Annotated in this window: 12 protein-coding genes; 9 read left to right on the top strand and 3 right to left on the bottom strand. The window is 56.2% G+C overall.

All coding sequences use genetic code 11. The features are described from left to right. Positions 1–112 precede the first annotated feature (112 nt). Positions 113–976: a YicC/YloC family endoribonuclease gene (locus tag ACTJJ6_RS20345; RefSeq protein ID WP_015379441.1), complete on the top strand. Its 864-nt coding sequence runs from the start codon at positions 113–115 to the stop codon at positions 974–976. 85 nt (positions 977–1061) lie between these two features. Here ACTJJ6_RS20345 and ACTJJ6_RS20340 read toward each other — a convergent pair whose 3' ends face one another. Further along, positions 1062–3017, bottom strand: coding sequence for an AAA family ATPase (locus ACTJJ6_RS20340; protein ID WP_440804360.1), 1956 nt, complete (start codon positions 3015–3017; stop codon positions 1062–1064). A 389-nt stretch (positions 3018–3406) separates the two neighbouring features. Here ACTJJ6_RS20340 and ACTJJ6_RS20335 point away from each other — a divergent pair, with 389 nt between their 5' ends. Next, complete coding sequence (locus tag ACTJJ6_RS20335; RefSeq protein ID WP_028128070.1) at positions 3407–4591, top strand: NupC/NupG family nucleoside CNT transporter; 1185 nt, start codon at positions 3407–3409, stop codon at positions 4589–4591. A gap of 34 nt (positions 4592–4625) precedes the next feature. On the opposite strand, the gene ACTJJ6_RS20330 is transcribed toward ACTJJ6_RS20335, so the two are convergent. Next, a complete protein-coding gene (locus ACTJJ6_RS20330; protein WP_049299565.1) occupies positions 4626–5060 on the bottom strand; it encodes a DUF3574 domain-containing protein in 435 nt (144 codons plus the stop codon). A 253-nt stretch (positions 5061–5313) separates the two neighbouring features. On the opposite strand from ACTJJ6_RS20330, the gene ACTJJ6_RS20325 reads away from it, so the two are divergent. The 6 genes from ACTJJ6_RS20325 to recG all read left to right on the top strand — a co-directional run bounded on the left by ACTJJ6_RS20325 (position 5314) and on the right by recG (position 12005). Next, a complete protein-coding gene (locus ACTJJ6_RS20325; protein WP_440804355.1) occupies positions 5314–5931 on the top strand; it encodes a trimeric intracellular cation channel family protein in 618 nt (205 codons plus the stop codon). A 211-nt stretch (positions 5932–6142) separates the two neighbouring features. After that, positions 6143–6766 (top strand): guanylate kinase, encoded by a 624-nt coding sequence (gmk, locus tag ACTJJ6_RS20320; RefSeq protein ID WP_004931218.1) that lies wholly within the window; start codon positions 6143–6145, stop codon positions 6764–6766. 54 nt (positions 6767–6820) lie between these two features. After that, positions 6821–7096, top strand: coding sequence for a DNA-directed RNA polymerase subunit omega (gene rpoZ / locus ACTJJ6_RS20315; RefSeq protein ID WP_004931221.1), 276 nt, complete (start codon positions 6821–6823; stop codon positions 7094–7096). Positions 7097–7114: 18 nt separating this feature from the next. Further along, positions 7115–9226, top strand: coding sequence for a bifunctional GTP diphosphokinase/guanosine-3',5'-bis pyrophosphate 3'-pyrophosphohydrolase (spoT, locus tag ACTJJ6_RS20310; protein ID WP_015379445.1), 2112 nt, complete (start codon positions 7115–7117; stop codon positions 9224–9226). Between the two features lie 5 nt (positions 9227–9231). After that, the gene (trmH, locus tag ACTJJ6_RS20305) at positions 9232–9927 is read left to right on the top strand and encodes a tRNA (guanosine(18)-2'-O)-methyltransferase TrmH (protein WP_033639122.1); all 696 of its coding nucleotides are present in this window, start codon (positions 9232–9234) and stop codon (positions 9925–9927) included. Then, on the top strand, positions 9924–12005 hold the full coding sequence (gene recG / locus ACTJJ6_RS20300) for an ATP-dependent DNA helicase RecG (RefSeq protein ID WP_049299563.1): 2082 nt from the start codon (positions 9924–9926) through the stop codon (positions 12003–12005). The genes trmH and recG overlap by 4 nt, the downstream gene beginning before the upstream one ends. 42 nt (positions 12006–12047) lie before the next feature. Here the strand turns inward: recG and gltS are convergent, their stop codons facing one another. Beyond that, positions 12048–13259, bottom strand: coding sequence for a sodium/glutamate symporter (gene gltS / locus ACTJJ6_RS20295; protein ID WP_025304708.1), 1212 nt, complete (start codon positions 13257–13259; stop codon positions 12048–12050). Between the two features lie 240 nt (positions 13260–13499). Between gltS and ACTJJ6_RS20290 the strand changes: the two genes are divergently transcribed. After that, complete coding sequence (locus ACTJJ6_RS20290; protein WP_019452186.1) at positions 13500–14900, top strand: nucleobase:cation symporter-2 family protein; 1401 nt, start codon at positions 13500–13502, stop codon at positions 14898–14900. The last annotated feature ends 58 nt before the right edge of the window (positions 14901–14958 follow it).

Raw genomic sequence — 14958 nt, 5'->3', positions numbered from 1 at the left:
TTCAAATCAACTATTGGCTGCGCATTATACGGGCTTCGTGACGTAATGCCTATCCTGCCCGCAGCCGCGACGCTATAATCGCCCCATCTTTTCCTATTACGGGTACGCATCAATGATCCGCAGCATGACCGCCTACGCCCGGCGTGAAATCAAGGGTGAATGGGGCAGCGCAGCCTGGGAGCTGCGTTCCGTTAACCAGCGCTACTTAGAAACCTACATCCGCCTGCCGGAACAATTCCGCAGCCTGGAGCCGGTGATCCGTGAACGTATCCGTGGCCGCCTGACCCGCGGCAAAGTCGAATGCAACCTGCGTTTCGAACTGGATCCAAGCGCGCAAAGCTCGCTGATCCTGAACGAAAAACTGGCCAAACAGCTGGTCGAAGCCGCCAACTGGGTGAAAATGCAGAGCGACGAAGGGGAAATCAACCCGATCGACGTGCTGCGCTGGCCGGGCGTGATGTCCGCGCAGGAGCAGGATCTGGACGCCATCAGCGCCGAGCTGATGCAGGCGCTGGACGGCGCGCTGGATGACTTTATCGTCGCACGCGAAAGCGAAGGCGCCGCGCTGAAAACGCTGATCGAACAGCGCCTCGACGGCGTCAGCGCCGAAGTGGTCAAAGTGCGCGCCCAGATGCCGAACATCCTGCAATGGCAGCGCGAGCGCCTGGTCAGCAAGCTGGAAGAGGCGCAGGTGCAGCTGGAAAACACCCGCCTGGAGCAAGAGCTGGTGCTGATGGCGCAGCGCATCGACGTCGCCGAAGAGCTGGACCGCCTGGAAGCGCACGTGAAAGAGACGCACAACATCCTGAAGAAGAAAGAAGCCGTCGGCCGCCGCCTCGACTTTATGATGCAGGAGTTCAACCGCGAATCGAACACCCTGGCCTCCAAGTCAATCAATGCCGACGTCACCGCCTCCGCCATCGAGCTGAAGGTGTTGATCGAGCAAATGCGCGAGCAGATCCAGAACATCGAGTGATCCCGCTCCGCACTCCATCAAGCCCGCGCCAAGCGGGCTTGAGTAGTAACGTATAGATAACATTATCACTAAATGTTTTATTAAACTAAGCCTCTTTAGTTACAAAAAAATTAACTATTTTTTTCAACCAAACATCTTCATCCCTAATATGGATTTTAGATATATCTTTGGTGTAATTCTCTGATATTTTACTTTTCATAGAATTAGTCGTTAAATATTGGTAAAACGCATGACAACTTTCGTAGCCTTTTACATTTTTTGGACGTAAAAATGACAAACTGGCACTTAGATTTGTGAATTTTTTGCTTTCATCCAACTCATAATTGGAAAGGTAGTCTGCTAAATCACTATCTTCATCCGCAATTTTCACTATGGATTGATAAAATAAACTTGGCTCTAGTAAATCCTCCATCTCTGTATTTATCGCATTTGTATTCGCGACTGTGATTATGTCGGAGGAATCATTATCTATTAGCAAACGGAAAAAACCCAATTTATTCTTGTACAAAGATGCATTATACCCTTCATAACGAATAATGTTTTTAGTATCATTATCAATCAAGCACAAAACCTTTCCTTTTATCTCCTTATTCTCTTGCTTGTCAGAAAATGGCACATGCAAGAAATCGAAAATCTTCTTGATATTACCACAACCATTAAATGGCAATATAAATAAATTAGGTATACTATTCTTCAAATATGCATTTAAATATAAGTAGTCCTCACTCCCTTCACAAAAAATCCAGTTATACTCTCTTTTTTTTAGCAGCGTAAGCATCGATGCCATCAGGTCGAAGTAGCTTCTAATTTCTATTGAATTAGGAAACGAACGTCTGCTCTCCTGAATATTAATCAAAGGAAATGCTTGTATCTTTGTCGAATCATCATCTTTGACAATGTAATGTAACCCTGCTTTCATTGGACGTAAAATCAAACCATACCAATGAGTTGTCAAGAATATTTGCCTTTTGAAATTTTCAGATAGATCAATCAACGTTGAAAATTGCTCAAATCTATGTGCGGACTCCAATGAAACCTCAGGCTCGTCAATTGCCAGAATAACTTCTTTATTAGTTTTTTCTGACGTTGAAAGTAAAGTTGTTGCTATATCTATCAGCGCTATCCTTTGTTCACCAGAGCTCAAATTCCTTATATGCTTAGAGTTTTTTGACAATGGCCGTAAAGAGAAATACTTAGCAAAGATTGCATCCAGTATATCAGATGGTTTTATTTGTCTTTTGATAGCCCCTCGATACTCGAATTTATATCCATTAGGTATTTTCTTGTTTAACTCTTCTATGTAGCTATCTAGCTTATTATTTATTAGATCAATAACACTTACTTTCTTACTTCCTTGCTGAATATGAATTTGATCTTTTTTGGATAACAAAGTTCTTATTTCATCTGCAACACTTTTATCCATCATCCCTTGCAATTCATTAGCTTGCAGAGATAAAGCATCACTTATTTTATTCTCCACTGGTAAATAAATATATTTATATCTTTCGATTATCTTTTTAAAAATAGTGTTTATTTTATCCTTGGAAACGCCATCTTTTTTTGTAGAATTAGCTATTTTATTATGAAACGTTGTTGTTAATAATATATTCCCATCATAATCCTTTCCTATTGATATTAAGTAGTACTCTTCTGGATTATACCAGGTTTTAAGTTGACTCCTATATGCTAAGAATTTTTTCGTTGTGTCATTATTAGATGAATCAGAAAAATCATACTCCCAAAAATAATAAGATATTCTTGATAACTGCGGTATATTACTCCCATCTGAATCCCATTCATCTCTCTTGATCAAAAAAACCGGGAATATACTAACCCTATCTTTTTTCTGACCAATAGTTACTGCCCATTCTTTACTATCTAAGTTGTTCATCAAACAATTCATGCTTTCAAGAATTGCAGACTTCCCCGCTCCATTATCACCAGCGAAAATTGTCATTCTATCGCTACTTGATGTTAGGAACGGGATGAAATTATTATTTTCGTAGCTTTTAAAGTTTCTGATGAAAACACCAGCAATCATATTTCACATCCTTTTAGAAAATATGGAAACCCAAGGTAATATTATATCTAAATGACAACCTTAACCAATATAAATAGTTAGCAGCCCTAAATATTATTGATCAACATATCATTACCAACCAATCATAAAATCCAAAGCATAGCTAAAGCTGAAATAAAAATTAATTCAAAAATAAAGCCAGCCAAGTTCACTATCAAATTGAACATTGCTTATACTATCATGCTAGCGTCTATATAAAAATCTGTCAGGCAGCGTATGTGGATGACAATCGGCAAGATATCCCGCATGCCATAAGTATTTTGTTCTAATTATCACGCAAGGTAATGAAAGGACGGCGATGCTGTGGCTAAATGTGTTTTTTTCCTGCCCGTGAACCGTACGGACCGTTTATGCCACAAATTCTGCAATTTATTATGGCCCTGGTGGTGATCGTCGCCCTAGCGCTACTGGTCAGCAATAATCGCAAGAAAATCCGCCTGCGCTATATCATCCAGCTGTTGGTGATCGAAGGCGCGCTGGCCTATTTCTTCCTGCACTCCGCCAGCGGGCTCAGCGTGATCAAGCACGTCGCCGGCTTCTTCGACACCCTGCTCGCCTACGCCGCCCAAGGGTCGGAGTTCGTGTTCGGCGGCATGAGCAAAGATGGCCTGGCGTTTATCTTCCTCGGCGTTTTGTGCCCTATCATCTTTATTTCCGCCCTGATCGGCATTTTGCAGCATTTCCGCATCCTGCCGCTGATCATCCGCCTGGTGGGCACCCTGCTGTCCAAGGTCAACGGCATGGGCAAGCTGGAATCGTTCAACGCCGTCAGCACGCTGGTGCTGGGGCAGTCGGAGAACTTCATCGCCTACAAGGGCATCATCGGCGACATCTCGCCGCGCCGCATGTACACCATGGCCGCGACCGCCATGTCGACGGTTTCGCTCTCCATCGTCGGCGCCTACATGTCGATGATCGACGCGCAGTACGTGGTGGCGGCATTGATCCTTAATATGTTCAGCACCTTCATCATCCTGTCGATCATCAACCCGTATCAGGTCGAAGACGAGCCGGAGCTGAAGCTGAACAAACTGCATGAAGATCAGAGCTTCTTCGAAATGCTGGGCGAGTACATTCTGGCCGGCTTCAAGATTGCGATGATCATCGCGGCGATGCTGATCGGCTTTATCGCGCTGATCTCCGCCGTCAATGCGCTGTTCTCCGCGGTGCTTGGCATCAGCTTCCAGCAGATCCTCGGCTATGTGTTCTATCCGCTGGCCTGGCTGATCGGCATCCCGGCGGAGGAGGCCCTGAAGGCGGGCAGCATCATGGCGACCAAACTGGTGGCCAACGAATTCGTGGCGATGATTGAGCTGAAGAAGATCGCGGCGGAGCTGTCGCCGCGCGGGTTGGGCATTCTGTCGGTGTTCCTGGTGTCGTTCGCCAACTTCGCCTCCATCGGCATCGTCGCCGGCGCCATCAAGGGGCTGAACGAGCAGCAAGGCAACGTGGTTTCCCGTTTTGGTCTGAAGCTGGTTTACGGCTCAACCCTGGTGAGCCTGTTGTCGGCGGCCATCGCCGGCCTGGTGCTGTAATCCCCACTCCCGGCCGCAGGGCCGGGAGTTCATTTTAAAACGCCACGCACACCGGCGCATCCACCCGCATTACCGAATCCTGCGCAAACTGCTGCTTATAACCGCTGCGCAGCGCCTCGATATTCGCCTCGCTCTCTTTGCCCGGCGCATGGATCAACAGCAGCGCCTTACTGTTCTCGCGCGCCAGTTTGCCGTCGTGGCCCAGCCACTGGCCTTTGGCATCAAACACCGTCAGCCCGTCTTTAAAGCGCGGCGTCACCTGGCTATCGACGAAGGTTTGCCACTCGGCGGCGGTGATCGCCGGCCCCGCAGGGCGGTTCAGGCCGAAGTAGAGCGTTGTTTGCACCAGCGGATCACCGGTGCGGCAAACCGGGGCGGGTGACGTTGCCTGGTGGCCTGGCGCCACGCAGCCGCTCAGCAGCAGGGCGGCCACCACGGCGCCGGCGGCCAGTCTCGGGGAGTTTTTCATCTGCAATCTCGATTTTTCGGTTGAAGAATTCGCTGCAAAAATCATAGTCAGCGATGGAAATTAGCGCGAAATTTCTAATGCTTTCATTAACAGACAGATGTTAAAAAAGGCTGGTTATCGGCAATAAAAACGGAGTTTGGATTAGCTATATTAATCCGAAACGCCATCGGTGAAAAAAACTCAGTGGCGCGCGTCCTCGGCGGCGATTACCCTGCCGGCCATCATTCTGACGCAAGTACGCTGTGAACCCCTTATGTTACTGAGCATCCTTTATATCATCGGCATCACCGCCGAAGCCATGACCGGCGCGCTGGCGGCCGGCCGCCGCCAAATGGACATGTTCGGCGTGATCATCATCGCCTCTGTCACCGCAATCGGCGGCGGGTCGGTGCGCGATATGTTGCTCGGGCATTTTCCATTGGGCTGGGTCAAACACCCGGAATACATCGTCATCGTCGCGATAGCGGCGATCGTCACCACCTGGGTGGCTCCTCTGATGCGCCATCTGCGCCGCCTGTTCCTGGTGCTCGACGCCGTCGGCCTGATCGTTTTCTCGATCATCGGCGCCCAGGTGGCGCTGGATATGGGGCACAGCGCGATTATCGCCGCCATCGCCGCAGTGATCACCGGCGTCTTCGGCGGGGTGCTGCGCGATATGTTCTGCAACCGTATCCCGCTGGTTTTCCAGAGAGAGATCTACGCCGGCATCTCCTTCAGCGCCGCCTGGCTGTATATCGGCCTGCAGCACCTCAGCCTGCCGCACAATCTGGTGGTGATCCTCACGCTGGTCGCCGGCCTGAGCGCGCGTCTTATCGCCCTGCGCTTCCGCCTCGGCCTGCCGGTGTTCAACTACCAGCATCCGGATCACTGATCTCGGGGCGGCAACGCGCCGCCGCCGAGGCCAAAACTGCAAAAATGTCGCTCTTCAGCGCGCATATTCGCTCATTCGACGCTTTTTCCGCGCAAAGCCACGGGCAAAATGCGAGCTAACGCTGCACCCGGCGCGTTAGCCGTGTATACTGTGCGGAGAAAATACACATCCGCTGTTTTTGGCATATCAACCGTTATCAACGAACATCATCATGGCTCAAGGCACGCTTTATATTGTCTCTGCTCCCAGTGGCGCAGGTAAATCAAGTCTGATTCAGGCTTTGTTAAAGACGCAACCGCTGTACGACACGCAGGTTTCGGTTTCGCACACCACGCGCGACAGTCGCCCGGGTGAAAATCACGGCGAGCACTATTTCTTCGTCTCGAAAGACGAATTCCGCCGGATGATCGAGCAGGATGCGTTTCTTGAGCACGCCGAAGTGTTCGGCAACTATTACGGCACCTCGCGCGCCGCCATCGAACAAGTGTTGGCGACCGGCGTAGACGTGTTTCTGGATATCGACTGGCAGGGCGCGCAGCAAATCCGCGCCAAAATGCCGCAGGCGCGCAGCATCTTCATTCTGCCGCCGTCGAAGGAGGAACTGGGCCGTCGCCTGCGCGGGCGCGGGCAGGACTCCGAAGAGGTGATCGCCAAACGCATGGCTCAGGCCGTGGCGGAAATGACGCATTACGCGGAGTACGATTACCTGATCGTGAACGATGACTTCGATCTGGCGCTGTCCGATCTGAAGACCATCATTCGCGCCGAACGCCTGCGTTTGGGCCGCCAGTTGCTGCGGCATGACGCTTTAATCAGCAAACTATTGGCAGACTGAAGGCAGTTTCAGTATCATGCCCAGTCTTTTCGTCACCTGTGGAGTAGCACAAATATGGCACGCGTAACTGTTCAAGACGCTGTAGAGAAAATTGGTAACCGTTTTGACCTGGTGTTGGTCGCTGCTCGTCGGGCGCGTCAGATCCAGACCGGCGGCAAAGATGCACTGGTTCCGGAAGAGAACGACAAGTACACCGTTATCGCCCTGCGCGAAATCGAAGAAGGCCTGATCACCAGCCAGATCCTCGACGTGCGTGAGCGCCAGGAGCAGCAAGAGCAGGAAGCCGCAGAGATTCAAGCGGTTACCGCGATTGCTGAAGGTCGTCGTTAATTAGACAGCGAGTCCGCCTTGTACCTGTTTGAAAGCCTGAATCTGCTGATTCAACGTTACCTGCCCGAGGAGCAGATTAAGCGCCTCAAACAGGCATACCTCGTCGCGCGCGACGCGCACGAGGGCCAGACACGCTCCAGCGGTGAGCCCTACATTACTCACCCGGTCGCCGTGGCCTGCATCCTGGCGGAAATGCGTCTCGACCACGAGACGCTGATGGCGGCGTTGTTGCACGACGTCATCGAAGACACCCCGGCCACCTATCAAGATATGGAACAGCTGTTCGGCAAGAGCGTCGCCGAACTGGTTGAGGGCGTCTCCAAGCTCGACAAACTGAAGTTCCAGGACAAGAAAGAAGCGCAGGCGGAAAACTTCCGCAAGATGATCATGGCGATGGTGCAGGATATCCGCGTCGTGCTGATCAAGCTGGCCGACCGTACGCACAACATGCGCACCCTCGGTTCGCTGCGCCCCGACAAACGCCGGCGCATCGCGCGTGAAACCCTGGAAATCTACAGCCCCCTCGCCCACCGTCTGGGTATTCATCACCTGAAAACCGAGCTGGAAGAGCTGGGTTTCGAGGCGCTGTACCCAAACCGCTATCGCGTGATCAAGGAAGTGGTGAAAGCCGCGCGCGGCAATCGCAAAGAGATGATTCAAAAAATCCTCTCCGAGATCGAAGGGCGGCTGACCGAGGCCGGCATCGCCTGCCGCGTCAGCGGAAGGGAAAAACACCTCTACTCCATCTACCTCAAGATGCACCTGAAAGAACAGCGTTTCCATTCCATCATGGATATCTACGCGTTCCGGGTAATCGTCAAAGAGGTCGATACCTGCTACCGCGTGCTCGGCCAGGTGCACAGCCTGTATAAACCGCGCCCGGGGCGGGTGAAAGATTACATCGCCATTCCCAAGGCCAACGGCTATCAATCGCTGCATACCTCGCTGATCGGCCCGCACGGCGTGCCGGTCGAAGTGCAGATCCGCACCGAAGACATGGACCAGATGGCTGAGATGGGGGTGGCCGCGCACTGGGCTTACAAGGAAAGAGAACAGGGCGAAACCGGCACCACGGCGCAGATCCGCGCCCAACGCTGGATGCAAAGCCTGCTGGAGCTGCAGCAAAGCGCCGGCAGTTCGTTTGAATTTATCGAGAGCGTCAAATCCGATCTGTTCCCGGATGAGATTTACGTTTTCACCCCGGAAGGCCGCATCGTCGAGCTGCCCGCCGGCGCCACGCCGGTCGACTTCGCCTATGCGGTGCATACCGATATCGGCCATGCCTGCGTCGGCGCGCGCGTCGATCGTCAGCCGTACCCGCTGTCGCAGTCGCTGACCAGCGGCCAGACCGTCGAGATCATCACCGCGCCGGGCGCGCGGCCCAACGCCGCCTGGTTGAACTTCGTGGTCAGCTCGAAAGCGCGCGCCAAAATTCGCCAGATGCTGAAGAACCTCAAGCGCGACGATTCTGTCGGCCTCGGCCGCCGTCTGCTCAACCATGCGCTGGGCGGCAGCCGCAAGCTAGCCGAAATTCCGCAGGAAAACATTCAGCACGAGCTGGACCGCATGAAGCTGGCGACGCTGGACGATCTGCTGGCGGAAATCGGCCTGGGCAACGCCATGAGCGTGGTGGTGGCGAAGAACCTGCAGGGCGATCAGTCCAGCCTAGGCACCACCTCCGGCGTGCGTAACCTGGCCATCAAGGGCGCCGACGGCGTGTTGATCACCTTCGCCAAGTGCTGCCGTCCGATTCCGGGCGACCCGATTATCGCTCACGTCAGTCCGGGCAAAGGGCTGGTGATCCACCATGAATCTTGCCGCAATATTCGCGGCTATCAGAAAGAGCCTGAGAAGTTCATGGCGGTTGAGTGGGATAAAGAGACCGAGCAGGAGTTCATCGCCGAGATCAAGGTGGATATGTTTAACCACCAGGGCGCGCTGGCCAACCTGACGGCGGCGATCAACGCGGCCGAGTCCAATATTCAGAGCCTGAACACCGAAGAGAAAGACGGTCGGGTTTATAGCGCCTTTATCCGCTTGACCACCCGCGATCGCATCCATTTGGCAAACATTATGCGTAAAATCCGTATCATGCCGGATGTGATCAAAGTTAACCGCAACCGAAACTAGCGCTTATGAGTCCTGAACGCTATGCGCGGATTTGTGAAATGCTTGCGACCCGGCAGCCGGATCTGACGGTCTGCCTGGAGCAGGTGCACAAGCCGCATAACGTCTCCGCCATTATCCGCACCGCCGACGCCGTCGGCGTGCATCAGGTCCACGCCGTGTGGCCCACCACCCGCATGCGCACCCTGGTTTCCTCCGCCGCCGGCAGCAACAGCTGGGTCAGCGTTAAAACCCATCCCACTATCGGCGACGCGGTCGGTCACCTGAAAGCGCAGGGCATGCAAATTCTGGCCACCAACCTGTCTGCGCGCGCGGTCGATTTCCGCGAGGTGGACTACACCCGGCCAACCTGCGTGCTGCTCGGCCAGGAAAAAACCGGCATCACCGAAGAAGCGCTGGCGCTGGCCGATCAAGACATCGTCATTCCGATGATCGGCATGGTGCAATCGCTCAACGTCTCCGTGGCTTCGGCGCTGATACTGTATGAGGCGCAGCGCCAGCGGCAAAACGCCGGCCTGTACCGCCGCGACAACAGCATGTTGGACGAAGAAGAGCAGCAGCGTCTGCTGTTCGAAGGCGGCTATCCGGTGCTGGCCAACGTGGCCAAGCGCAAGGGGCTGCCGCGTCCGCAGATCGACGAACAGGGCCAGGTGGTCGCCAGCGCCGAATGGTGGGCGGCCATGCAGGCGACGGTGCGCAAATGAAAGGCCGCCTGCTGGATGCTGTCCCACTCACCACGCTTTCCGGGGTTGGCGCCAGCCAGGCGGGCAAACTGGCCAAGCTTGGCCTCGACACCATTCAGGATCTGCTGCTGCACCTGCCGCTGCGCTACGAAGACCGCACCCGCCTCTACCCGATCAACGATCTGCTGCCGGGCATCTACGCCACGGTAGAAGGGGAAGTGCTGCGCAGCGACATCAGCTTCGGCCGCCGCCGCATGCTGACCTGCCAGATCAGCGACGGCACCGGCATCCTCACCATGCGGTTCTTCAACTTCAACGCCGCAATGAAGAACAGCCTGGCCACCGGCCGCCGCGTGACCGCCTACGGCGAGATCAAACGCGGCAACCACGGTGCGGAGATCATCCATCCGGAATACCGTATTCAGGGCGAAACCAGCGAGGTTGAGCTGCAGGAGTCGCTGACGCCGGTTTACCCCACCACCGAGGGGGTGCGGCAGGCCACGCTGCGCAAGCTGACCGACCAGGCGCTGGCGCTGCTGGATACCTGCGCCATCGCCGAATTGCTGCCGCCGGAGCTGAGCGGCGGCCTGATGAGCCTGCCGCAGGCGCTGCACACCCTGCATCGCCCGCCGCCGGACATCCAGCTGGCGGATCTGGAGCTGGGCAAACACCCGGCGCAAAAGCGTCTGATCCTCGAAGAGCTGCTGGCGCATAACCTCAGCATGCTGGCGGTGCGCGCCGGCGCGCAGAGCTATCAGGCGCAGCCGCTGCTGCCGGACGATCGGCTGAAAAACCGTTTTCTCGCCCAGTTGCCGTTCTCGCCGACCGGCGCGCAAACGCGCGTGGTGGCCGACATCGAAGCCGATATGCAAAAAGACTTCCCGATGATGCGGCTGGTGCAGGGCGACGTCGGCTCCGGCAAAACGCTGGTGGCGGCGCTGGCGGCGCTTCGCGCCATCGCGCACGGCAAGCAGGTGGCGCTGATGGCGCCGACCGAGCTGCTGGCCGAACAGCATGCCAACAACTTCCGCCAGTGGTTCGAACCGCTGGGGTTGGAAGTCGGCTGGCTGGCCGGCAAGCAGAAAGGCAAGGCGCGCATTGCACAGCAGGAAGCCATCGCCAGCGGCCAGGTGTCGATGGTGGTCGGCACCCACGCCATCTTCCAGGAGCAGGTGCAGTTCAACGGCCTGGCGCTGGTGATCATCGATGAGCAGCACCGCTTCGGGGTGCATCAGCGGCTGGCGCTGTGGGAGAAAGGCGAAGAGCAAGGCTTCCACGCCCATCAGCTGATCATGACCGCCACGCCGATCCCGCGCACGCTGGCAATGACCGCCTACGCCGATCTCGATACCTCGGTCATCGACGAGCTGCCGCCGGGCCGTACGCCGGTGACCACCGTCGCCATTCCCGATACCCGCCGCGCCGACATCATTCAGCGGGTGAAAAGCGCCTGTCTGGAAGAGGGGCGACAGGCTTACTGGGTGTGCACGCTGATCGAAGAGTCCGAGCTGCTGGAAGCGCAGGCGGCGGAAGCCACTTGGGAAGAATTGAAAACCGCGCTGCCGGAGCTGAAGGTAGCGCTGGTGCACGGCCGCATGAAAGCGCAGGAAAAGCAGGCGGTGATGCAGGCGTTTAAACAGGGCGAACTGCAGCTGTTGGTCGCCACCACGGTGATCGAAGTCGGCGTCGACGTGCCGAACGCCAGCCTGATGATCATCGAAAACCCGGAACGGCTGGGCCTGGCGCAGCTGCACCAGCTGCGCGGCCGCGTTGGACGCGGCGCCGTGGCCTCACACTGCGTATTGCTGTACAAAACGCCGCTGAGCAAAACCGCGCAAACGCGCCTGCAAGTGCTGCGCGACAGCAACGACGGTTTCGTCATCGCGCAGCGCGATCTGGAGATCCGCGGCCCGGGCGAGCTGCTGGGCACCCGCCAGACCGGCAGCGCCGAATTCAAGGTGGCGGATCTGCTGCGCGACCAGGCGATGATCCCCGACGTGCAGCGCGTCGCTCGCCATCTCCATCAGCACTATCCGGAACACGCCCAGGCGCTGATCGAACGCTGGCTGCCGGAGAAGGCGCGCTACTCCAACGCATAAAAAAGGGCGCCTGCGGCGCCCTTTTCGTGATGACTCGCGATATCACCCCACCGCCGGGAACACCGGCAGCAGCAGATACAGCTTGATGACGATGGCGTTGGCGATATCGATAAAGAACGCCCCCACCATCGGCACCACCAGAAACGCCAGATGCGACGGGCCGAAGCGATCGGTGATCGCCTGCATGTTGGCGATCGCCGTCGGCGTGGCGCCCATGCCGAAGCCGCAGTGGCCGGCGGCCAGCACCGCCGCGTCGTAGTTCTTGCCCATCACCCGGTAAGTAACAAAGATCGCGTACAGCGCCATCACCAGCGTCTGCACCGCCAGGATCGCCAGCATCGGCAACGCCAGCGAAGCCAGCTCCCACAGGCGCAGGCTCATCAACGCCATCGCCAGGAACAGCGACAGGCTGACATTACCCAGCACCGATACCGCACGTTCGAACACGGTATAGAAACCGGTGAAGGCCAGGGTGTTGCTGAGGATCACCCCGACGAACAGCACGCAAACGAAGTTAGGCAGCTCAAACACCGTACCGTTCAGCAGGCCGGCAATCAGCTGCCCCAGGCTCAGACAGATGGCGATCATGGCGATGGTTTCGATCATCACCAGCGAGGTGATCAGGCGGCCGCTTTCCGGCTTCTCGAAACCGCTCGGCTGCACGCTGTCTTCCGGGGTGCCTTCCGGCGTAGAGGAGTGTTTGACCAGATAGCGCGCCACCGGGCCGCCGATCAGGCCGCCCAGCACCAGGCCGAAGGTGGCGCAGGCCATGGCGACTTCCGTCGCGTTTTCAAAGCCGTAGCGCTCGATGAACAGCTTGCTCCAGGCCGCCCCGGTGCCGTGGCCGCCCGACAGGGTGATCGACCCGGCGATCAGACCCATCAGCGGATCCAACCCCAGCATTTTCGCCATGCCGATGCCGATGGCGTTCTGCACCAGCAGCAGCCCCAGCACCACGAACAGGAATACCATCAGCGCCTTGCCGCCGGCGCGCAACCGCGCCAGGTTGGCGTTCAGGCCGATGGTGGCGAAGAAGGCCAGCATCAGCGGATCCTTCAGCGACATGTCAAAGCTGATTTCCCAGTTGGCGAACTTTTTCAGGGCTAACAGCAGGAGGGCCACCAGCAAACCACCGGCGACGGGAGCGGGAATGGTATATTTTCGCAGCAGGGGAATGCTTCTGACGCACTTGCCTCCGAGAAGCAAAACCAGCGTCGCCGCGACTAACGTGCCATAAGTATCAAGATGAAACATCCAGGTACTCCATGTAAGGGAAAAGATCCAAATAAAAATAATAAGTTATAGAAAACCACTTAGTTTTTAAACTTGATGAGTGCAGGATTAGAAGTAAAAAACGCTGAGATGACAAGAAAAAATGAATGAAAATGCGACATAAACGAGAAAGCCGGCAACATAATATTTGCGCGCAACCGTTTGCTTTTGCGGGGCGGGGCATTAAAATGCCTGCTTTGCCGTATCTGGAAACGCCACACCATGAGCATGTCATCCTCCGAGCTTGATGCCGCGCGCCAAGCCGCCTCAGAACCCCGCGCCAGTGAACTGATTTATCGCCTGGAAGATCGCCCGCCGCTGCCGCAAACGCTGTTTGCCGCCGGTCAGCATCTGCTGGCGATGTTCGTCGCGGTGATCACACCGGCTCTGCTGATCTGCCAGGCGCTGGGCCTGCCGGCACAGGATACCCAGCACATCATCAGCATGTCGCTGTTCGCCTCCGGTCTGGCTTCCATTCTGCAAATCAAAACCTGGGGACCGGTGGGTTCCGGGCTGTTGTCGATTCAGGGCACCAGCTTCAATTTCGTTTCGCCGCTGATCATGGGCGGTCTGGCGCTGAAAAACGGCGGCGCCGACGTGCCGACCATGATGGCCGCGCTGTTCGGCACCCTGATGGTCGCTTCTTGCACCGAAATTTTACTGTCGCGCGTGCTGCATCTGGCGCGCCGCATCATCACCCCGCTGGTTTCCGGCATCGTGGTGATGATCATTGGCCTGTCGCTGATTCAGGTCGGTCTGACCTCGATCGGCGGCGGTTATGCCGCGATGAACGATCACAGCTTCGGCTCACCGAAAAACCTGCTGCTGGCCGGTGCGGTGCTGGCGGTCATCATCCTGCTGAACCGCCAGCGCAACCCTTACCTGCGCGTCGCTTCGCTGGTGATCGCCATGGCGGTCGGCTATCTGTTGGCCTGGGCGATGGACATGCTGCCCGCCGACGCACCGGCAGCTCCAACGGCGGCGATCACCATCCCCACGCCGCTCTATTATGGCCTGGGCTTCGACTGGAACCTGCTGCTGCCGCTGATGCTGATCTTTATGGTCACCTCGCTGGAAACCATCGGCGACATCACCGCCACTTCCGACGTCTCCGAACAGCCTGTCAGCGGGCCGCTGTACATGAAGCGCCTGAAGGGCGGCGTACTGGCCAACGGCCTGAACTCGATGCTGTCGGCGGTGTTCAACACCTTCCCCAACTCCTGCTTCGGCCAGAACAACGGCGTGATCCAGCTGACCGGCGTCGCCAGCCGCTATGTCGGCTTCGTGGTGGCGCTGATGCTGATCGCGCTGGGGCTGTTCCCGGCGGTGGCCGGCTTCGTGCAGCACATCCCCGAGCCGGTACTGGGCGGCGCGACCATCGTGATGTTCGGCACCATCGCCGCCTCCGGCGTGCGCATCGTGTCGCGCGAGCGCCTGAACCGCCGCGCCATCATGATCATGGCGCTGTCGCTGGCCGTCGGCATGGGCGTCTCCCAGCAGCCGCTGATCCTGCAGTTCGCGCCGGACTGGCTGAAAACCCTGCTCTCTTCCGGCATCGCCGCCGGCGGCATTACCGCCATCGTGCTGAACCTGGTGTTCCCGCAGGAACACGAGAAAAAGTAACCCGCCCATTGGCGTTCAAACGGCCGCTTGCGGCCGTTTTTTATTGTCTATCAGACCA

The sequence above is a fragment of the Serratia sp. 22278 genome (assembly GCF_052045405.1).
GTDB lineage: Bacteria > Pseudomonadota > Gammaproteobacteria > Enterobacterales > Enterobacteriaceae > Serratia > Serratia marcescens.
The sequence above is the reverse complement of the archived record's forward strand: the minus strand, read 5'-3'. Positions and strand labels throughout refer to the sequence as shown.